Origin of the sequence: Pseudomonas sp. VI4.1, assembly GCF_002029345.1 — a bacterium.
Lineage (GTDB): Bacteria > Pseudomonadota > Gammaproteobacteria > Pseudomonadales > Pseudomonadaceae > Aquipseudomonas.
Genome location: NZ_MULM01000185.1, coordinates 108593 through 128578, shown reverse-complemented (window position 1 = coordinate 128578; position 19986 = coordinate 108593). Strand labels below are relative to the sequence as shown.

Annotated in this window: 14 protein-coding genes and 3 pseudogenes; 11 read left to right on the top strand and 6 right to left on the bottom strand. The window is 53.5% G+C overall.

What is annotated here, in order from left to right; genetic code table 11:
- Positions 1-136 precede the first annotated feature (136 nt).
- A pseudogene (locus BZ163_RS33890) lies at positions 137-324 on the top strand (MFS transporter); the annotation flags it as partial.
- 78 nt (positions 325-402) lie between these two features.
- On the opposite strand, the gene BZ163_RS33885 reads toward BZ163_RS33890, so the two are convergent.
- Positions 403-810, bottom strand: a complete 408-nt coding sequence (locus BZ163_RS33885; protein ID WP_128874587.1) for a helix-turn-helix domain-containing protein — start codon at positions 808-810, stop codon at positions 403-405.
- 103 nt (positions 811-913) lie between these two features.
- Between BZ163_RS33885 and BZ163_RS33880 the strand changes: the two genes are divergently transcribed.
- The 5 genes from BZ163_RS33880 (at position 914) to BZ163_RS33860 (ending at position 5960) form a co-directional block, all read left to right on the top strand.
- The gene (locus BZ163_RS33880) at positions 914-1354 is read left to right on the top strand and encodes a disulfide bond formation protein B (RefSeq protein WP_128874716.1); all 441 of its coding nucleotides are present in this window, start codon (positions 914-916) and stop codon (positions 1352-1354) included.
- Positions 1351-1995 (top strand): thioredoxin domain-containing protein, encoded by a 645-nt coding sequence (locus BZ163_RS33875; RefSeq protein ID WP_128874586.1) that lies wholly within the window; start codon positions 1351-1353, stop codon positions 1993-1995. The genes BZ163_RS33880 and BZ163_RS33875 overlap by 4 nt, the downstream gene beginning before the upstream one ends.
- Before the next feature lie 545 nt (positions 1996-2540).
- Entirely contained in the window at positions 2541-4637 is a 2097-nt protein-coding gene (locus BZ163_RS33870; RefSeq protein WP_128874715.1) for a heavy metal translocating P-type ATPase, read from the top strand.
- Between the two features lie 14 nt (positions 4638-4651).
- Complete coding sequence (locus BZ163_RS33865) at positions 4652-5011, top strand: DUF3703 domain-containing protein (RefSeq protein ID WP_128874585.1); 360 nt, start codon at positions 4652-4654, stop codon at positions 5009-5011.
- 37 nt (positions 5012-5048) lie between these two features.
- Positions 5049-5960: a cation diffusion facilitator family transporter gene (locus tag BZ163_RS33860; protein WP_128874584.1), complete on the top strand. Its 912-nt coding sequence runs from the start codon at positions 5049-5051 to the stop codon at positions 5958-5960.
- Positions 5961-6109: 149 nt separating this feature from the next.
- Here the strand turns inward: BZ163_RS33860 and BZ163_RS33855 are convergent, their stop codons facing one another.
- Both BZ163_RS33855 and BZ163_RS33850 read right to left on the bottom strand, forming a co-directional pair.
- Complete coding sequence (locus tag BZ163_RS33855) at positions 6110-7546, bottom strand: heavy metal sensor histidine kinase (protein ID WP_128874583.1); 1437 nt, start codon at positions 7544-7546, stop codon at positions 6110-6112.
- Entirely contained in the window at positions 7543-8217 is a 675-nt protein-coding gene (locus BZ163_RS33850; RefSeq protein WP_128874582.1) for a heavy metal response regulator transcription factor, read from the bottom strand. The genes BZ163_RS33855 and BZ163_RS33850 overlap by 4 nt, the downstream gene beginning before the upstream one ends.
- 525 nt (positions 8218-8742) lie before the next feature.
- Between BZ163_RS33850 and BZ163_RS33845 the strand changes: the two genes are divergently transcribed.
- From BZ163_RS33845 to BZ163_RS33825, 5 genes and pseudogenes are all read left to right on the top strand, one after another.
- The gene (locus BZ163_RS33845) at positions 8743-9993 is read left to right on the top strand and encodes a TolC family protein (protein WP_143511045.1); all 1251 of its coding nucleotides are present in this window, start codon (positions 8743-8745) and stop codon (positions 9991-9993) included.
- An 86-nt stretch (positions 9994-10079) separates the two neighbouring features.
- Positions 10080-11312, top strand: a complete 1233-nt coding sequence (locus tag BZ163_RS33840) for an efflux RND transporter periplasmic adaptor subunit (RefSeq protein ID WP_128874581.1) — start codon at positions 10080-10082, stop codon at positions 11310-11312.
- Between the two features lie 26 nt (positions 11313-11338).
- Positions 11339-14505, top strand: a pseudogene (locus tag BZ163_RS33835) (CusA/CzcA family heavy metal efflux RND transporter).
- Between the two features lie 141 nt (positions 14506-14646).
- Entirely contained in the window at positions 14647-14847 is a 201-nt protein-coding gene (locus BZ163_RS33830) for a co-regulatory protein PtrA N-terminal domain-containing protein (protein WP_128874580.1), read from the top strand.
- A gap of 143 nt (positions 14848-14990) precedes the next feature.
- Positions 14991-15323 carry a DUF2790 domain-containing protein gene (locus BZ163_RS33825; RefSeq protein ID WP_128874579.1) on the top strand — a complete coding sequence of 111 codons (333 nt, stop codon included), beginning with the start codon at positions 14991-14993 and terminating at the stop codon, positions 15321-15323.
- Between the two features lie 373 nt (positions 15324-15696).
- On the opposite strand, the gene BZ163_RS33820 is transcribed toward BZ163_RS33825, so the two are convergent.
- The 3 genes and pseudogenes from BZ163_RS33820 to BZ163_RS33810 form a co-directional block, all read right to left on the bottom strand.
- The gene (locus BZ163_RS33820) at positions 15697-17022 is read right to left on the bottom strand and encodes an OprD family porin (RefSeq protein WP_128874578.1); all 1326 of its coding nucleotides are present in this window, start codon (positions 17020-17022) and stop codon (positions 15697-15699) included.
- Positions 17023-17342: 320 nt separating this feature from the next.
- Positions 17343-17582, bottom strand: a pseudogene (locus tag BZ163_RS36650) (IS110 family transposase); the annotation flags it as partial.
- 292 nt (positions 17583-17874) lie between these two features.
- A complete protein-coding gene (locus BZ163_RS33810; RefSeq protein ID WP_128874577.1) occupies positions 17875-19167 on the bottom strand; it encodes an OprD family porin in 1293 nt (430 codons plus the stop codon).
- Positions 19168-19986: the final 819 nt, after the last annotated feature.

Below are 19986 nucleotides of genomic sequence, written 5' to 3'. Positions count from 1 at the left end.
ATTGTCTACGTTTCTATCCGTTCTAGTCACTTATACCCACACGTACTCATCGAAATTTGGCTTCAATGCGGACCACATCGCTGTCGCACCGTGGCGAATGCCCAGCTTCTCGTGGATGACTTTCACCACTGGCGCGAAAGATGGCGTGTCGCTGGATGTGGGTTTTTATTACATGTCGAACGCCATGGGACGGTTGATAGGCACAGTGCTTTCCGGTTGGATTTATCAGGTGTATGGGCTGGGTGCGTGCTTATGGATATCGAGTGCATTCGTGCACTCGCCGCTTTGATTTCTATAGCCCTGCCTCGGCCCGCCAGTCACTGAAATAGTCGTTTGGTCTATTTCGGACGGCACTAGATGCCGCCATTCTGCTGTCTTCATTTTGACGAAGAGCTTCGTCAGTTAACTGCGACTCGACAGCGACTCAATGATGCGACATTGCTCAATCACGCCACCCTGACAGCAAACGCTCAGTCGTATCAGTTCGGCTTCTAAACCTTTTAGGTCTCGAATACGCATTCGAACCTGCTCTAATTGCCCTTCGACTTTTGCGTCCACCGCAGCGCAGGAAGCGTCGCGTCGATCAGCAAGGCCCAGCAACTCACGAATGTCATCCAGGCTGAAACCCAGTGCGCGGCTGCGGCGAATGAACAATAGCCGGTTGCGCTCTTCATCCGTGTAGAAGCGGTAGCCGGAAGGTGATCTTCCGGCAGAAGGCAGCAGTCCTGACTGCTCGTAATAGCGGATGGTTACTGCTTTGGTATCGGTCGCCTTCGCCAAGGCACCGACCGTGTAAGTGGCCGCACTCATTTCGCTTGACCTTATAGTCGCTAGAACCTTCATTCTACTCGCTTCAGGCGATAAGCAAATCCGTGCGCGCCTATACCACCCCGACATAAAGGGCTTTGATCCGATGGAAACCACACACCAACCACGTCAATCCGGGGTATGGACACTCCTACTTTGCGCATGGCTGCTTGCCCTTGTATCAACGCTTGCCGTGTTGTTCGTCGGCGAAGTCATGGGGCAAGTGCCCTGTGTTCTTTGTTGGTTTCAACGAGCATTCATGTTTCCCCTCGTTCTGGTGCTGGGTGTTGCTTGCTGCATGTCGGACGCGGGCGTCTGGCGTTATGCATTGCCATTAGCCGTTATGGGCTGGCTCATCGCGCTGTATCACAACTTGCTTTATTTCGGATTGATCCCCGAAACCATCAAACCCTGTGGAGCAGGCCCGTCTTGCTCTGGCGCTGATATGACCATCTTCAGTGGTGTTCCGCTGCCATTATTATCGCTGGGCGTATTCAGCCTCCTGATTGTTCTTCTTGTTCTTATCCGCCGGAGATTTACCGTATGAGCAGACGCACCGTCGTCATCGCCATCAGCGTCCTTGCCGTAGTCGGCTTCGCAGTCGCTGCATTTTTTTATGATCGTGCCTCCACTGTGCCTCAGGCCACCGCGCCCGTGCCGGAAAACAGCGCTCTGGAGCGCTTTAATTCGCCAAGCTTCGGTCCTGCCAACGCCCCGGTGACGATTGTCGAATTTTTCGACCCGTCGTGTGAAAGCTGTCGTGCCTTCTATCCCATCGTCAAAAAGATGATGTCCCAGCACCCAACCGACGTTCGTCTTGTGCTGCGTTATGTGAAGCTTCACAAAGGTTCTGAAGAAGCCATCCGGCTTTTGGAGGCCGCACGCAAACAGGGCGTATTTGCACCGGTACTTGAAGCTGTCCTAGAGGCCCAACCGCAGTGGCATGATGATGCACAGGCTTCAGCCGCATGGGACGCTGCTGCTCAAGCAGGCTTAGACGTGGCCAAGGCTCGTGAAGAAATGGTGTCCCCAGAAATCACAGCCACTATTGAACGGGATGCCGCCGATGCGAAAACCGTAGGCGTACGCGGGACACCGACATTCTTCGTCAACGGTAAGCCGCTGACCAACTTCGGTGCCCAGCAGCTCTATGATCTGATTTGGAGCGAGATCAACCAATCGCGCTAGTCACGAGCGGCAATGCTGAAAAAAGTTTGGCAGTCGCGATAATGCGCTTGACCTTATAGTGGCTATAGGGTGTTCACTCTTCACCATAACTTGTGGAGAGTGTCCTTATGAAAAGTTGTTGCGGTGATAAGCAAACACCTGAAAGTCAGGCCAGCGTGAAGGCATTTGATCCGAAAGCGCTGACAGGTTGCTGTACACCCGCCGCAACGACTGGCGATACGAATGCAGTCCAGAACCCACCCAAGGGCAGTTGCTGCGCTGCGAAAACCTTGGACGTCGGCCCGGAGCCAACCAAGGCAGAAGGCGCCGGTTGCTGCTCTCCTGCTGCGGATGGCAGCAAATCAAGCTGTGCTGCCGTAACACCGGCATCCACCTTGTACACCCTGGCTGAATCGAGTAAATCTGCCGCCCCGGTTGATAACGATCTCTTTACCGACGCTTGCTGCCCGCCATCCGGCGCGGGAGGCGCAAGCGCTTGTGCAGCAAAAGCTTCTCCAGCGGATGCCGGCAATAGCGCTCGCTTCAGCAGTTTTCGTATAGGGCAAATGTGCTGTCCCTCCGAGCAGACGATGATCGAGGGTAAGCTCGGCAAGATGAGGGGAATACAGAAGCTGGAATTCAACATGATGAATCGCACTCTGGGGGTCTGGCACGCACTGCCGGATACCAGGGGTATCGAGGCGGCCGTTTCATCGCTGGGCATGCACGCCGAACCGTTGACCGATGATGGCAAGGTGGCCGACGCCAATACGCCACAAGTCGGGGTGCAGGATGCACCACACCGTAAAAACTATTGGTGGCCATTGGCGCTGTCCGGTGTCGCAGCTGTAGGCGCGGAAGTCTTGCACTTCACCAATACGGCCCCTGAATGGGTAGTAGCGGTCGTCGCCTTATTCGCCATCGCTCTCTGCGGGCCGACGACTTACAAGAAAGGCTGGATCTCGCTTAAACACCTCAACCTTAACATCAACGCTTTGATGAGCATCGCGGTGACGGGAGCCGTATTGATTGGCCAGTGGCCCGAAGCGGCGATGGTCATGTTTTTGTTTACCGTTGCCGAAATGATCGAGGCAAAGTCGCTGGATCGCGCACGCAATGCGATCAAGGGCTTGATGGACTTGTCCCCGGATCGGGCCACCGTGCACCAGCCGGATGGCAGCTGGCTGGAAGTCGACGTGAAAACGGTCAAGATCGGCGCACTGGTGCGGGTACGCCCCGGTGAACGCATCGGCCTGGATGGCGAAGTCACTTCGGGCAACTCTACGGTCAACCAGGCACCTATCACGGGGGAGAGCCTGCCAATCGAGAAAGAGGTCGATGATCCTGTGTATGCCGGATCCATCAATGAATCAGGCTCCTTCGAGTACCGGGTGACGGCCGAGGCCAGCCATACGACCCTGGCGCGAATCATTCACGCGGTTGAAGAAGCGCAAAGTTCGCGGGCACCGACCCAGCGGTTCGTCGATCAGTTCGCCAAGGTTTATACGCCAGCGGTGTTCTTCTTCGCCGTCGCCATTGCTGTGTTCCCGCCCTTGTTTATGGGGGGATTGTGGACTGACTGGATCTATCGCGCCCTGGTACTTCTGGTGGTTGCCTGCCCTTGTGCGCTGGTCATTTCCACGCCGGTGTCGATCGTTAGCGGTCTGGCGGCAGCGGCTCGCAAGGGGATTTTGGTCAAGGGCGGCGTCTACCTGGAAATTGGCGCGAAGCTGAGCTTCGTCGCGCTGGATAAAACCGGGACGATCACCCACGGCAAACCGGTGCAAACCGATTACCTCCCGCTCTCCGAGACTTCATACGTCGCGCCGCAAATCATTGCCGCCAGTCTCGGTGCGCGCTCGGATCACCCGGTTTCGCAGGCGATAGCCAAGCACGAGGCCCTGTACACATCAACGCTCAAGCAAGTAGATAACTTTGAGGCACTTCCCGGTCGTGGGGTGAAGGGCATGATTGAAGGGCAGCTCTATCACCTTGGAAACCATCGGCTGATCAATGAACTGGGGCTCGCTACGCCGCAGCTGGAGGCTTCACTGAATCAGCTGGAGCGTCAGGGCAAAACCGTGGTGGCGTTGACCAGCACCACTCAGGTCTTTGCGCTGTTTGCCGTGGCCGATACAGTGAGGGATTCCAGCCAGACCGCGATTAAAGAACTGCACGAGCTGGGCATTAAAACCATGATGCTCACGGGGGACAACGCCCACACGGCGCAGGCCATTGCTCAACGAGTCGGAATTGATGAGCCGCGAGGAAACTTGCTGCCCGCCGACAAGCTGGCTGCCATTGGTGAGTTGCAGAACCGTAACCAGGTGGTCGGCATGGTCGGTGACGGGATCAACGACGCACCGGCCTTGGCCAAATCGCAGATCGGTTTCGCCATGGCTGCTGCGGGTACAGGAACAGCCATTGAAACGGCAGACGTCGCGCTGATGGATGATGACCTGCGAAAGATCCCGGCCTTTGTCCGTCTGTCACGACAGACTGCTGCGATTCTCAAGCAGAATATTTTCTTCGCCCTGGGCGTCAAGGCAGTGTTTCTGGTGTTCACCTTGATGGGCTTGGCCACCATGTGGATGGCAGTGTTTGCAGACGTTGGTGTCAGCCTGTTGGTAGTGCTGAATGGGCTGCGCTTGCTGAAAAAATAGTCCGGAGGCTGAGTATGAAAGAGATGTTGCACCGGGCAATTATTGAGGGTTTCGACGAGGCTCGTATCGCGATTCGGTCCCGAGATTATGGGCGCGCTTACTCTTGGCTCGAACGCACCCACATCCTTACGCAACGCCGCACCTTGCTACATGCAAAGTCCCACGTCTTGATGTTGTACGTGGGCATCAGGGCACAAGATCCTCGGGAGGTCTTGGGACAAATACCACGTGTCATCGCTGCACTGCTATTTTCTAAAGTATGGGTGCCATCGGGGAATACTGGTCGTGCCCGAGTCAGTGCTTTTCAGGTGATGCCTCTTTCTCAAGAGCTGGCATCTCTTCTTAGCGAAGAGTGCTCCCTCGGCGACGTCTGAGTCGTAGTCACATCCGCTTACACACATGGAGAGACATATGAGCGCTGGTCATAGTCACGGTCAAGCACGTGCAGGACACGAGAAAAAATTGTGGATCGCTCTGGCGTTAACGACAAGCTTTATGATCGCGGAGGTCATTGGGGCTTTCATTACCGGCAGCTTGGCGTTGTTATCCGACGCAGCTCACATGCTGACCGATTCCACTGCCCTGGCTATTTCATTGGTCGCTATTCAGATCGCCAAGCGCGCTGCGGATAAAAAACGGACATTTGGCTATGCACGATTTGAGATCCTAGCAGCTGCTTTCAACGCGATTTTGTTGTTCATGGTGGCAGTGTACATCCTGTACGAGGCCTACCAGCGGTTTAAGACTCCGACAGAAATACAATCGACAGGCATGCTGATCGTCGCAGTGATAGGGCTAGTTGTGAACCTTGTCTCAATACGCTTGCTGATGTCTGCCAGTGACGAAAGCCTCAATGTCAAAGGCGCGTACCTGGAGGTTTGGAGTGACATGCTGGGCTCCATAGGCGTGATAGGGGCAGCATTGATCATTCGCTTTACCGGATGGACTTGGGTTGACTCGATTGTTGCCGCAGCTATCGGGTTGTGGGTTCTACCCAGAACTTGGGTTTTGCTTAAAGAAAGCATGAACATCCTGTTGCAGGGGGTTCCAGAGGGTATCGATATCGCTGAAGTGGAGGCGAGAATCAGGGCGGTTGAAGGCGTTGAGGATATCCATGATCTGCATATCTGGGCTTTGACCAGCGGCAAGAATGTCATGAGTGCACACCTTGTCGTCCAACGTTCCTCCCGTACCGAGCAGGATATATTGGCTGAGGTGACGCGACTGATGAGCCAGACATTCCATATTAGCCATACGACTCTTCAATTAGAGAACTCGCAGTTTCATGCCGGGCTCGAAGAAAACGAAGGTATGCAGCACTAGAAAGACTCCTCGCGAACAACCCATGTCAGGGGTAGGGTCAGCCGCAATGTGCTGAAACCCCAGCGGACAATAAGCCCCTAAACCACCGGAGCATTTCCAGCAGTACAGGAGGATATTGAGTGCGGGTTATGCAAGGTTGATGTAGAAATTTACCCCTGAGCCTTTCTTGCCTGCTGCCAGGTGGTCTGTCCGTCGAGTTTTGGAAAACTCAGTCTGAAAACGGTGATACTGCCAGGCACACTTTGAACCTCCGCCGTTCCCTGATGGAGGCTCATGATCGATCGAACAATAGCCAATCCAAGACCGGTACCGCCTTCCGCGCGCGCGCGACTGTTATCAACTCGATAAAAGCGGTCGAACAAGTGCGCGAAATGCTGAGACTCGATCCCAGGGCCTGGGTTGCCTACAAGGAGCGAGACTTGTTCGGCATGGTTTTCGATAACAATTGAAATGGATTGTCCTGCTGGACAGTGGCGTATCGCGTTGGACAACAGGTTTGATATTGCTCGTTGAATCATCAACCTGTCGCCAATTGTCTTGCCGTTTCCGGTGACGCTCAGGTTGACCCGCTTCTCTTCCGCAGACAGTGAAAACAGGTCGATGACCTTCAATGCTTCATCTTCTAAAGTTATTGTCTCAAACGGGACGAGCGCCGCTGGGTGACTGACCTGAGCAAGGAAGAGCATATCCGAGACAATTCGAGTGACACGGCCCAACTCTTCGGTGCATGACTCCAGCACCGCTTTGTACTCTTCTGCCGGTCGCTCTCGGGAAAGGGTCACCTGGGCCTTGCCCATCAAATTGGTGATGGGGGATCGCAGTTCGTGAGCCAAGTCATCGGAGAATTGCGACAGCTGCTGAATACCGCTGTCGAGTCGGTGCAGCATAAAGTTGATGCCATGAGCCAACTCGCTGAGCTCCTGAGGCATTTTGACCACGGAGAGTCGATGACTGAGGTCTTGAGCCGAGATCATGGCGGCGATCTTCCGGAACTCTCTCAGTGGAGAAAGTCCTCGCTGCACCACGGCCCATGCACTTATTCCGATGAGTATCAGCAAAAGTGGTAGAGCAATAATCGTCGACCGAAGATACGCGCTGAGCAGCGCTTCGTCGTTTGCGCAATCCATCGACAGCAATATAGGAACGCTCATACCGTTCTTTAATCGGATGAGCTTGGACGCGGTAAGGAAGTGTCGACCCTCACCATCGGAAGTGGCGGAATATAAAATCTTGTCGGAGGCAGCATTCGCAGCCTTCAACTCAAAGCGCGGGTCCAACAAACCAGCCCCGAATCTCAGTAAGGGCGTCCTGAGGTTTTTCAGGTCATAGATGGCCAGATTCAGATTGTCATGCCCCATGACTTGATCCAGCAGCGAGTGTGGGTTTGAGTTTACGTCGGCTGTGTCCTCGTAAAGTGAGAGGCTGTGTTCAATTTGCTGCATTTTCTGGCCCAGGCTGCTTTTCGCCAGCTTGTCCAACTCATGCGTTAACGCGAAAAAAGCCAAGATAGCCAAAAGTACTACCAATAACGCCCCCAGAATACTCACCGTCAAACCTAGTCGCATTGACAGGCTGGCCGGCTTCATTCGCGTGCCTCCAATACGTAACCAACACCGCGAAGGGTGTGGATCAATTTGTTATCGAAGGGGTCGTCGATTTTGGCTCTCAATCTACGAATTGAGACCTCGACAACGTTAGTGTCGCAGTCAAAGTTCATGTCCCAGACCAATGAAATGATTTGGGTGCGGGAGAGCACTTCGCCAGTGTGACGCATCAGCAGGTGTAGAAGCGCAAACTCCTTGGTCGTCAGATCTATGCGCTGATCACCACGAAAAGCACGGTGGCGTCCTTGGTCGAGCTCCAGATCGGCTACCTTGAGTACCTGCTGGACGGGAATGTGCTCACTGCGACGCATCAGGGTACGTACCCGTGCCAGTAGCTCAGGAAACTCAAACGGTTTTACCAGATAGTCATCGGCGCCTAAATCCAGTCCGCGGATCTTGTCCGCCAAGCGCCCTCGGGCCGTCAACATCATGACCCGGGCATTACTGCTTTGGCGCAGACGTTCAAGAACACCCCAACCATCAAGTTCTGGAAGATTAACGTCAAGTATCACCAAGTCATAGACATGTTGACGCGCCAGATGAAGTCCATCCGAGCCAGTAATTGCGCGGTCAACAACATAGCCACTTTCAGTCAGCCCCTGATGCAAGTATTCAGCAGTTTTAAGCTCGTCCTCAACTACAAGGATTCGCATGATATATCACCATTTTTAATAAGAAAAAGATAATTAGTTGATACAGAAAAATAAGTATTATTTTTATTGGCTTCTGACAAAAACAAAACGAATTTTTCACTCTTCAATTGTTGCTGGCCTCACTGTGCAGCTGCTAGCTATTGATCATCACTCTAAAGCCTGTAGCTGCTATAGGGTCAAGCAAAAGCCCCGCTCTTGAGCCATCAAAGCAGCATCTTGCGACGATGTGTCGCACAAAGAGCTCTTGAATTTAGCCACAACGATGGACGCACATAATTATTGAGCTCCGACAAGTGCTACTCAGCAGATATCGGCTCTGGATTTGTTTCGTCATATTGCCGACCTTATGCGTCTATTTTTGATTTCCCTATGTTAGTGCAAAAAACACAGACGGATCGTCGGATAACGTATTTGTAATTTTTCAGTCACCTTGCTGATAAGTTGAAAACTTTACATTTATGTATAGAGAATATTAGCGTTAAAGGAATTTTGAAATTGCGTCGGCATAGAAAGTTAACTGCACCCATGAGCATAAAAAAGGCCTTACTGGTAGTAGGCTTAAGTGGTGTGTTCTCACTGGCTGGCACCTGTTTTGCCGCAGTTTCGTCTTCGCAGACGCTAACCATAGATCAAGCACTGGAAACGGCCTTTGCGAACAATCCCGACTTGGCGGCAGCACAGTGGGAAATTGGTATCGCTCAAGGAGATCGACAACAAGCGGGCTTGATTCCTAACCCTGAGCTGTCCTGGGAGGCTGAAGATACTCGACGAAGTTCACGCACTACGACGGTGATGATCAACCAGCCGATCGAGCTTGGTGGCAAGCGCGGGGCCAGGATAGACGTTGCCAGCCGAGCCCAGGATGCGGCTGGAATTGAACTGGAGCGCAAACGTAATGTTTTGCGTGCCGATGTCATCCAGGCGTTCTTCAACTCAACGACCGCACAGCAAAGGTTGCTCTTGGCACGTCAATCCCTTGAGCTCGCCGAACGAGGATTACGTGTCGCTCGGGGGCGTATCGATAGCGGTAAGTCATCTCCCGTGGAAGGTACGCGAGCACAGGTTCAGATATCGCAAGTGCGCCTCGAGCTGAGACGAGCTGAGCGAGACGAGGCAAATGCCTATCAACAACTCGCTCAGGTCATGGGGGCACCTTTGCCTGCATTTGCGTCTGTGGGTGATTCAGGCCGGTCGATGCCAACGGTGCCGGACCCTTCACTGCTGCTAAATCGCATTGGTGAAACCGCAGAACTACGGTTGGCAAAGCTGCAAATCGATCAGCGTGAAGCCTCTCTTGGCCTGGAGAAAGCTCAGCGTATTCCGGACCTCACCGTGAGTGTCGGCAGCCAATACGATGAAAGGGAGCGCGAGCGGGTGAATGTCGTGGGGCTGTCGATGCCCATTCCGTTGTTCAATCGTAACCAGGGCAATGTACTTGCAGCCGCCCGCCGAACTGATCAGGCCCGTGATCTGCGCAATGCCAGTGAGTTGCGCCTGCGCACAGAAATCCAAACCACTCTGGATCAGTGGATGACGGCGAACACTGAAGTTACCTCGTTCAATCAAACTATCCTGCCTGCTGCGCAAAGTGCCGTCGACACCGCCACCCGAGGTTTCGAAATGGGCAAATTCAATTTCCTGGACGTGCTCGATGCCCAGCGCACTTTAATCAGCGCACGCACCCAATACATTCAGGCCATTGCAGAGGCGACAGACGCCTGGGTGCGAATCGAGCGAATTTTCGGTGATGTTGATCAGCTCACTCGTACCCCTTGAATTTCATTTAACACTTTTTCTCGCTGCTCAACCACGCAGTACCACGGTAATACGTGACTGCCCACTGAGCTGCGCAGGGAGTCTCCATGGATAAAAAACAAATCCTCGTCACCGCACTGACCCTGACGGTAGGCATGGGAATCGGTTCGTTCTGGATGGGTAGCACGTCAGCACCGTCCACTGAGGCTCAGGCACAAGAAGAACAGGGCCACGACGATCATGACGCGCACGGCAACGAGGGTGCCGCAAAGGAGTCAGCTGAAGGCGAACATGCCGAAGGCGAGACAGAAGAAGGTCATCTGATACTGAGCGACGAGCAGATCAGTTCGGCCGGCATCCAGTTGGTCGAAGCTAAGGCACAGAGCATTAGCCTTTCATTACCCTTTCCTGGAGAAATCCGTTTCGATGAAGATCGCACTGCGCATGTGGTGCCACGGGTGCCCGGTGTCGTCGAGTCAGTACATGTCAATCTTGGCCAACCGGTGAAAAAAGGTCAGCTATTGGCCGTGATCGCCAGCCAACAAATTTCTGATCAGCGTAGTGAGCAAGCCGCAGCGCAACGTCGTCTGGAGTTGGCGCGCACCACCTACGAGCGTGAGCGCCAGTTATGGCAGGACAAAATCTCCGCCGAGCAGGATTTTCTTCAGGCCCGACAGGCGCTGCAAGAAGCTGAAATCGCCCTCATCAATGCCCGTCAAAAAATCAGCGTACTCAGTGGTAGCTCGGTGGCCAGCGGCGGTAATCGATATGAGTTACGTGCGCCGTTCGACGGCGTCGTGGTCGAAAAACACTTGGGTCTCGGTGAGGTAGTCAGCGAAACCACCAATGCCTTCACCCTCTCGGACTTGTCGCGTGTTTGGGTAACTTTCGGCGTTTCTCCCAAGGATTTGAACAAGGTGCTGGTGGGCAAGGCCGTCACGGTCAGTGCCCCGGAGTTGAACGCCGAAGTCACAGGCACCGTGGCCTATGTTGGGAACTTGTTGGGCGAGCAGACCCGTACCGCCACGGTCCGTGTGACCCTGGCCAACCCGCAAGGCGCCTGGCGCCCTGGGCTGTTCGTGACCGTGCTAGTTGCCACGGATACTCGACAGACGAAAGTCGCCGTGTCAGAAGCGGCGATTCAGACGGTTGAAGATAAGCCAACCGTTTTCGTTCGAACTGATGACGGGTTTAAGGCACAACCGGTGGAAATAGGTAGCCGTGCGGCGGGTTTGGTCGAGATCACAGAGGGTCTGGAGCCCGGTGTTCAAGTCGCTGCTGCCGGCAGCTTCATTCTGAAATCAGAACTGGGTAAAGCCTCGGCTGAACACGCCCACTGATCCGCCACTTCCACGAGAAGGTTCTCATGTTCGAACGCCTGATCCAATTTGCCATCGAGCAGCGCATCATCGTGCTGCTCGCGGTTCTCCTTATGGCCGGCTCGGTATAGCCAGCTACCAACAACTGCCGATCGACGCCGTACCCGACATCACCAACGTTCAGGTGCAAATCAACACCGGTGCCGCAGGTTTCTCGCCGCTGGAGACCGAGCAGCGCATCACTTTCCCCATCGAAACCGCCATGGCAGGCCTGCCAGCTCTTGAGCAGACGCGTTCGCTCTCACGCTCGGGCCTGTCGCAAGTCACGGTGATCTTCAAGGAAGGCACTGACCTGTTTTTCGCCCGACAATTGGTCAATGAGCGATTGCAGGTGGCCAAGGAACAACTGCCCGAGGGCGTGGAAGCCGTCATGGGGCCGATCTCTACCGGCCTGGGTGAGATTTACCTGTGGACGGTCGAGGCTGAGGAAGGTGCCGTCAAGGAGGACGGCAGCCCCTATACGCCGACCGACCTGAGGGTGATCCAGGACTGGATTATCAAACCTCAGCTACGCAACGTTCCTGGGGTCGCCGAAATCAACACCATTGGCGGGTTCGCCAAGGAGTACCAGATTGCTCCCGATCCAAAACGCTTGGCGGCTTACAAGCTTACTCTGACCGACCTCGTGACAGCGTTGGAACGCAACAACGCCAACGTCGGCGCAGGCTACATTGAGCGCAGTGGCGAACAACTACTGATCCGTGCCCCCGGCCAAGTGGCGACCACCGACGACATCGCCAATATTGTGATGGCCAACGTCGATGGCACTCCTATCCGCATAAAGAATGTGGCGACCGTGGATATCGGCCGTGAAATGCGCACTGGCGCGGCTACCGAAAACGGTCGTGAAGTCGTACTCGGCACAGTGTTCATGCTGATCGGCGAGAACAGCCGTACCGTGTCTCAGGCCGTTGCCGTCAAGCTGGAACAAATCAATCGTTCACTGCCCAAAGGGGTGGTGGCGGTCACCGTCTATGACCGTACCAACCTCGTAGACAAGGCGATTGCCACGGTCAAGAAGAACCTGATTGAGGGTGCGATCCTGGTGATCGCGATTCTGTTTCTGTTCCTGGGCAACATCCGTGCTGCGCTGATTACGGCGATGGTCATTCCGTTGGCCATGCTGTTCACCTTCACCGGCATGTTCACCAACAAAGTCAGCGCCAATCTGATGAGTCTTGGCGCACTGGACTTCGGCATCATCGTCGACGGTGCGGTGGTGATTGTCGAGAACGCCATCAGGCGTCTTGCTCATTCTCAGCAGCACCACGGACGCATCCTCACGCGCTCAGAACGCTTTCATGAAGTGTTTGCAGCAGCCAAGGAAGCCCGTCGACCGCTGATTTTTGGCCAATTGATCATCATGGTCGTTTACCTGCCAATTTTCGCCCTGACCGGCGTTGAAGGGAAAATGTTCCACCCTATGGCGTTTACCGTCGTGATTGCCTTGCTCGGCGCCATGCTGCTGTCCGTCACCTTTGTTCCTGCGGCAATTGCCATGTTTGTGACTGGCAAGGTCAAGGAAGAGGAGAACGTAATTATGCGTGGGGCGCGTCGGGTGTATGCACCCGCGCTTGATTGGGTCATGGGCCATCGATCGCTGGCATTCGCCATGGCACTCGGCATCATCGCGGTGTGCGGCGTACTCGCTAGTCGAATGGGCAGTGAGTTTGTGCCGAGTCTCAGCGAAGGGGATTTTGCCCTGCAAGCATTGCGAGTACCGGGTACCAGCCTGACGCAATCGGTGGAAATGCAGCAGCGCCTGGAAAAACTTGTGCTGGAAAAAGTGCCTGAAGTCGAGCGGATGTTTGCTCGTACCGGTACCGCAGAAATTGCCTCCGATCCAATGCCACCGAACATCTCTGATAGTTATGTGATGCTCAAGCCGAAGGATCAATGGCCTGATCCGGATAAATCCCGGGAAGCGTTGATAGCCGAGATCCAGAAAGCTGCGGCCGCTATGCCCGGTAGCAACTATGAGCTTTCGCAGCCTATTCAACTACGTTTTAACGAGTTGATTTCAGGCGTGCGCAGTGATGTGGCGGTCAAGGTTTTTGGTGATGATATGGCGGTGCTTAACAGCACCGCTGCGAAAATTGCCGCGTCCATGCAGAAGGTCGATGGCGCCTCCGAGGTCAAAGTCGAGCAGACGACGGGGCTGCCGGTGCTGACCATCAACATCAACCGTGACAAAGTCGCACGTTACGGTCTGAATGTTGGCGACGTACAAGACACCATTGCGGTGGCGGTCGGTGGCCGCCAGGCCGGTACGATGTATGAGGGAGACCGCCGCTTCGATATGGTGGTGCGTTTATCCGACGCCATGCGCAAGGACGTTGAGGGATTGTCCACGCTGCTGATTCCAGTGCCGGCGCTGCTCAATGGCAATGCCGATCAGATTGGTTTCATTGCCCTTTCAGAAGTGGCGACCCTTGATCTGGTGCTTGGGCCGAACCAGGTCAGTCGTGAGAACGGAAAGCGTCTGGTGATCGTCAGCGCCAACGTGCGTGGACGAGATATCGGCTCGTTTGTTCAGGAAGCCAGCAGCGCCATTGATCAAGAGGTGCAGATCCCGGCCGGTTATTGGATCAACTGGGGTGGGCAGTTCGAGCAACTCCAATCAGCGGCCAAACGCCTGCAGATCGTAGTCCCGGTGGCCCTGCTCCTGGTATTCGCCCTACTGTTCATGATGTTCAACAATCTCAAGGACGGCCTGTTGGTGTTCACCGGGATTCCATTCGCGTTGACAGGTGGAATCATGGCTTTGTGGCTACGTGATATTCCGCTGTCGATCTCGGCGGGTGTTGGTTTCATTGCGTTGTCGGGAGTGGCGGTGCTGAACGGTCTGGTGATGATTGCTTTCATCCGCAATCTGCGAGAGGAGGGGCATTCGTTGAGCTCTGCGATCAATGAGGGGGCCCTCACACGCCTACGCCCAGTGCTGATGACAGCACTGGTGGCTTCTCTTGGCTTTATTCCTATGGCTTTGGCCACCGGAACCGGGGCTGAAGTCCAACGACCATTGGCTACTGTGGTGATCGGCGGCATCCTGTCTTCAACTGCCTTGACCTTGTTAATACTGCCTGCGTTATATCACTGGGCGCACCGTCGGGACGAGGATGAAGCAGAGGAAGACAAAACAGCAACAGTATAGCTTCCTTTAAAAAGCCCGCTAATGTGATCCAGTAGCGGGCTTTTTTTGCCAGCAATAATTACGAATATGTAATCTTAGTGCCACCGTGATGATAGGTTCGGATTGATACCCTAATAGGATATAAATATATGAGGTGTCACCATGAAAATTACTCAGATTTACGCTCTTGTAGGAGCTTTGGTACTCTCTTCCGCTGCCTTGGCTGAAGGTGGCGGAGACCGGACGTTTGCTAAAGCGATGCAAGCGAAAGACCAGGCCATGGAGAAGTACGCAGCCAGAGAAGGGAAGAATGCCCCGGTGGTGTCAAGTGATACTAAAGATGAGACCAATAAAGAAATATAGTAGTGCTAGATGCAAAGTGCCCGTCCCGGTTTCCGGTGGCGGGTTTTTTTGATAGTTTCATTACGCATCCGTAATCCTAATGCCACGCCGTTGCAATGTTTGAATTGATATTCTTGTAATAGTGATTATATGAGGTACAAGATATGAATTTTATGAACATCATCGCTTTCGCTGGAGCTGTGGCGATCTCCGCAAATGTACTAGCTGAAGGTGGCGGCGATAAGGCTTTCGAAAAAATGATGGCTGCTAATGCTAAAGCCATGGAACAGTATGCGATTAGTCAGGGAAAGGGCGCCCCTGTAGCGAAGCAATACGAGTACGGAATGAAGGTGGATGTTGTAAAAGTAATTAGTGTGGTGCGACCAGCGAAAGTCTGCGCAGTGGTGCCCGCCGCAATGACATATGAAGATTCAGAAGGGCAGCTAAATACGATTAGATATACCGTGGTCGGAGAGTGTCGGAAACGGGGCGGCTAGAAGCTGCACTCCTGTCAAAAGAATTCATAACGCTCGACTTGCCCGCAACATTTAGAGATGTCGGGCGTTTTTTTTATGCTAGGTTTTTGATGGGCATAAAAATGACGTCCCTGGGGACGTCATAAAATTCACCTCGTCAAAAGGAGCTTCTAAAGGTGAATGTGTACTTCAACTGAACAGCAATGAGTTTCAGATTTTCACAGGCTAGCTACTCACCTATAGCAAACTATCCAGATGCGCTAGCTAGTTTGCCATCAACTCCCGCTAACTATAAAGAACTCAAGCTAACAGGGAGATGATTGAAAAATGACATTTTTGAAATTTTTCCAGTGAAAACGGGATGTTCGTCTAGGCGAATCATCCCGCTCAGGTGTTACAGAATAGCTAGTGGATACTCAACAATTACACGAACTTCATCCAGGTCCGACTCAAATGCGGTTGCGCGAGTGTTAGCCTGGCGCAGGCGGAAAGACATGTCTTTCAAGGAACCTGTCTGAACGACGTATTTTACTTCGATGTCGCGCTCCCAACGTTTCTGGTCAGTCAACGGGTTCCCATCTGCGTCACGCCGCATGTACGTCGCGTTGGCGTTGGAGTAGTCAGCATCAGTGCCACGAGCGTAACGTGTCATAAACGACAACCCAGGCACGCCATACGTGCTCATGTCGAGGTCATAACGAACCATCCATGAACGTTCTTTAGGCGAGTTGAAGTCGCTGTACTGGATTGAGTTATCGAGAAAGATAGAATCCGACTGGCGCAGATAGTCGAAGTCGTCGTCACCATTATTTCGCTGGTGAGAAAGTGCAAGCGAGTGTGCACCATACTTCAAACCAACTTTGCCGCTCCAAATGTCGTTGTCAAACTCGCCCAGCAGTTTTTTACCTTCATCGACAGCCTTGTAGTAATTCACTCCGCCAAATACGGCAAGCTCATCCGTCAGTGCGTAGCTCAACCCTGTGCCGGCATAGTATTGATTCCAGGCGTCTTTGAGACGGCTGGAGTAAAGACTAACGATGACATTTTTGTTCACATTGTAGTCGCCACCGAAATAGGCGACCCAAGGTGAGTTAACGGGCCCTGCATAGAAGGTCGCGAAGTTGTCACGCATATTGCTGGAGGTAGGCTGGCTCATAGCGTGAAGACGACCACCTTGAACAGTCAAACCGTCAATACTGGTGTTCGTTGCCGTCACACCGGTGAAGCTTTCTGGCAAAAGTCTCGAATCACCTGCTGCAACAACAGGGTTGGAGGGAAATACATCACCCACTTTTACTACCGTGTCAAAAGCACGAACTTTTGCTGCACCGCCAACTTTGCTGTAGTCGTCACTTGCCTCTCCTTGGCTATTGACGGGAAGTACGTCGAACGAACTCTGACCCCCATTACGGCCGTCGCCCGTGTCGAGTTTCAACCCGATCATAGCGAACGCGTCGACACCTACACCCACAGTACCTTGAGTAAAACCCGATTCAAACTTACTAATGATGGCGTGTGCCCATGCTTCGGAATAGCCGTTGCCTGTCGCGCTTGACTGACCGTTGCGGTTATCACGATTGAAGTAGAAATTTCGGTTAAGAACTGTAAGGCTGCTATCTTCTATAAACCCGCCGGCCTTTTCTTCCGCAAACACCAGGGTAGGCCCAGCACTGACAACCATTGCTAACGCGGCCATCGAAAATTTTGTATTGTTAACCATCAATCACTCCTTAGGTTCGGCAGAACTAGAAAGTTCTTCGGCTGGAATTATTGTTTACGGTAAGCAGATTTTGCTCCCGTATCGTCGCCGAGTTTCATCCTCGCAATCTGGAGATAACGTGGAGATGATTGAAAAATTACAATTTTGTAATATTTATGATTATGTCAGCACGTGACTGCAAGCAGTGAGGCCGCAGGCCATGGCCTTCAAACTATATCCTGCAAGAAAATCCGCCTTCTGACGGCGTTTTTTGGCTTTCCCCTCCCTAGTGGCCTAAATGGTTAAGTGGCCGAAAAGGTCATTGTGAGCCTCGATAAACTTACGAATTGCGGGGCGATCAGCTTCGCCTCGTGGCCCAATGCACCCATTTGTCGGGCCAACTAATGGGCGCAGCCGCATGACTCCATTCACCACCGTGCAGGCCGGTGCTGAGCCAATGTGCTGAGCAATTGGCTGCGGCTGATTTTCTTGCGTAATACCTGATGACCTTTGGCATCCTGGCCATGCAGGTGGAAACTGTGTTTGCCAATGTCGATACCGAGAAGCGTCATCGTGTTCATGAGAGATCCTCCGCCGAAAACGAGAAAAGCCCTGCAAGCGTAAACCTGCAGGGCTTCTCGGTCAGGCTGACCATCTCATTAAGCCCCTACCCGGTTTAGGTAAGGGGGGGTTGTTAGGCCCCATCCTCGGGGACTCCTGTGCCACGGCCCTAGGAAACAGTGCCGCAGCCCATAGACAGAGGCGATCACTGAATCAGGCCGAACTCTTTGGTCAGCACTTTGTAGTCCGCAACCTGCTTCTTGACCTAGGTGTCCAGCTCCGGTTGGGATTTGTTGTTATGGATGTATCGAATTACCAAAGGGCAACGCTATAGCTCACCAGCAGACGCACTTCATCGGCATCGCGGGCGGAGTAATTGGAACGGTAGGTGGCATTGCGCAGGCGTACGGCGACGTCCTTCAAGGCGCCACTTTGTACGACGTATTTGATCTCGGTGTTACGCTCCCACTCTTTGCCGGAGTCGCCGTTCTTGAGTTTGATGTTGTCACCACTCAGGTAACGGCTCATGAAGCTCAGTCCGGTAATACCGAGCTTGGCGAAGTCAAAGTCATAACGTGCCTGCCAGGAGCGTTCTTCGGCCTCGGCAAAGTCGTTGATCTGAACGAAGTTGACCAGGTACGGGTCACTGCCATCGACATAAGGGAATGCACTGTCGCCGGACATGTGCTGATAGCCGGCGCTAAATTTATGCCCGCTCAAGGCGTAGCTCACCAGACCGTTGAGGGATTTATTGTCGATCTTGCCGCCTCGGGCCGCGCCTTGATCATCACTGATGGCCACTCGCAGGTCGGTGCCGATGGTGCCCGGACCGAACGGTTGCGAAGCGACGACACCGAGGAAGTGCTGGTTATAGACTTCATCGAGTTGCGCAAAGTGATAGCTACCAGTGATCTTGTCGGTGAACTTGTAGTCCACGCCGCCAAAGTCGAAATGCTTGCCGGCCACGGTGCCTGCGAAACGGCTGTTCTTGTTGTTGAGAGCGATGTCCTCAAAGTCGGTGCTGTCGCGGTCCTTGGCTTTCTCCAGACGCCCGCCGGTGAAGGTCAGACTCTTGATTTCTTTGGAGGTCAGCAGTCCACCTTCAAAAGTCTGCGGCAGAATGCGCCCGTCGTTGGGCTTGAGGATCGGCAGTTCCGGAATCAGGCTGCCAATTTTAATTTCCGTGGCGGAAATTTTCACTTTGCCGGTCAGGCCAAGCTTGGAGTACTCATCGGCCGCGCGACCGTCATCGTGGGTCGGCAGCAAGCCGGTGCCGGTGCGGTCGGGACTCGAATCTAGCTTGACCCCCAGCATGCCCAGCGCATCGACACCGAACCCCACGGTGCCGTCTGTGTAACCCGATTGCAGATTGAGCATGAACCCCTGGGCCCATTCGTCCCGCTTGGATTGTTGGGCGCTGGTACCGTCGCGAAAGTCGCGGTTGAAATACATGTTGCGGGTTTCGAGGGTTGCCGTACTGTCATCGACGAAGGCCGCCTGGCTCAAAGGCGAAAAACCGGCGATGGCGGCCGCACTGGCAAGGGCTGTCTGGCTGAGGCGGGAAAAACGAACAGGCGGGCAAGCCTGAGACTGCATGGACAGCATCGTGAAACACTCCGTTTATTGTTCTTATTGGCGAAAACGCATCAAGGCGTTTTTCAGGGCACTACTCTTTAATGGTTACGGCAGTCGAACCTGTCCGTGGATGGACCCTAACGGCTCAACCTTTCTCTAACCTTTCAGCAGGCTTTTACGGTTTCGGGCTATACAGCGGCGGATGTGGTTGTAAACACCGCGCCGAAGAATGGCGTCGACCATCCCTGAATGAGAGATCTGACAACCTTTGCCAAAGCAACCATCGAAAATTTTGTATTGTTAGCCATCAATCACTCCTTCGGTTCGGCAGAACTAGAAAACTCTTAGGGTGGAATTATTTTTACGGTAAGCAGGTTTCGCTCCCGTATCGTCGCCGAGTTTCATCGTTGCAATCTGGAGATAACGTGGAGATGATTTGTAGATTACAATTTTGTAATGTTTATGATTGCGTCAGCACGTGATTGCATTCAGTGAGGCAGCAGGGCCTAGGCTTTCAACCTTAAAATGAGGTAGACAACCATGCACGTGCTGCCGTCGAAGACCATCTGCTGCAAACCGAAAGTGTTGTCCAGGCCTCGAGAGCCAAGCTTGACGTATATGTCCTGCCCAATGGGGGTGGCCGCTGACCTGGCATTGAACAGCGAGCAATACGGTGGCAATCCTTGATGTGGCCCTGGTAGACAAGGTCTCAGGTGCATCAATTAATCCGCTGGTAGGCAAGCTCGCCCAAGTGGACTTTCCTCCCTTAATTGTAACGGCCAGCATTAAAAACGCCTTGACCTGCCATCAAGGCGCTTTTCGACCAAGAAAAACTGCGACTATCCGCTC

Bases quoted from the DNA above. Each gene is read 5' to 3' on its own strand.
- BZ163_RS33885 (WP_128874587.1), bottom strand. From the start codon at position 810: ATGAGTGCGGCCACTTACACGGTCGGTGCCTTGGCGAAGGCGACCGAT.
- BZ163_RS33880 (WP_128874716.1), top strand. From the start codon at position 914: ATGGAAACCACACACCAACCACGTCAATCCGGGGTATGGACACTCCTA.
- BZ163_RS33875 (WP_128874586.1), top strand. From the start codon at position 1,351: ATGAGCAGACGCACCGTCGTCATCGCCATCAGCGTCCTTGCCGTAGTC.
- BZ163_RS33870 (WP_128874715.1), top strand. From the start codon at position 2,541: ATGTGCTGTCCCTCCGAGCAGACGATGATCGAGGGTAAGCTCGGCAAG.
- BZ163_RS33865 (WP_128874585.1), top strand. From the start codon at position 4,652: ATGAAAGAGATGTTGCACCGGGCAATTATTGAGGGTTTCGACGAGGCT.
- BZ163_RS33860 (WP_128874584.1), top strand. From the start codon at position 5,049: ATGAGCGCTGGTCATAGTCACGGTCAAGCACGTGCAGGACACGAGAAA.
- BZ163_RS33855 (WP_128874583.1), bottom strand. From the start codon at position 7,546: ATGAAGCCGGCCAGCCTGTCAATGCGACTAGGTTTGACGGTGAGTATT.
- BZ163_RS33850 (WP_128874582.1), bottom strand. From the start codon at position 8,217: ATGCGAATCCTTGTAGTTGAGGACGAGCTTAAAACTGCTGAATACTTG.
- BZ163_RS33845 (WP_143511045.1), top strand. From the start codon at position 8,743: ATGAGCATAAAAAAGGCCTTACTGGTAGTAGGCTTAAGTGGTGTGTTC.
- BZ163_RS33840 (WP_128874581.1), top strand. From the start codon at position 10,080: ATGGATAAAAAACAAATCCTCGTCACCGCACTGACCCTGACGGTAGGC.
- BZ163_RS33830 (WP_128874580.1), top strand. From the start codon at position 14,647: ATGAAAATTACTCAGATTTACGCTCTTGTAGGAGCTTTGGTACTCTCT.
- BZ163_RS33825 (WP_128874579.1), top strand. From the start codon at position 14,991: ATGAATTTTATGAACATCATCGCTTTCGCTGGAGCTGTGGCGATCTCC.
- BZ163_RS33820 (WP_128874578.1), bottom strand. From the start codon at position 17,022: ATGGTTAACAATACAAAATTTTCGATGGCCGCGTTAGCAATGGTTGTC.
- BZ163_RS33810 (WP_128874577.1), bottom strand. From the start codon at position 19,167: ATGCTGTCCATGCAGTCTCAGGCTTGCCCGCCTGTTCGTTTTTCCCGC.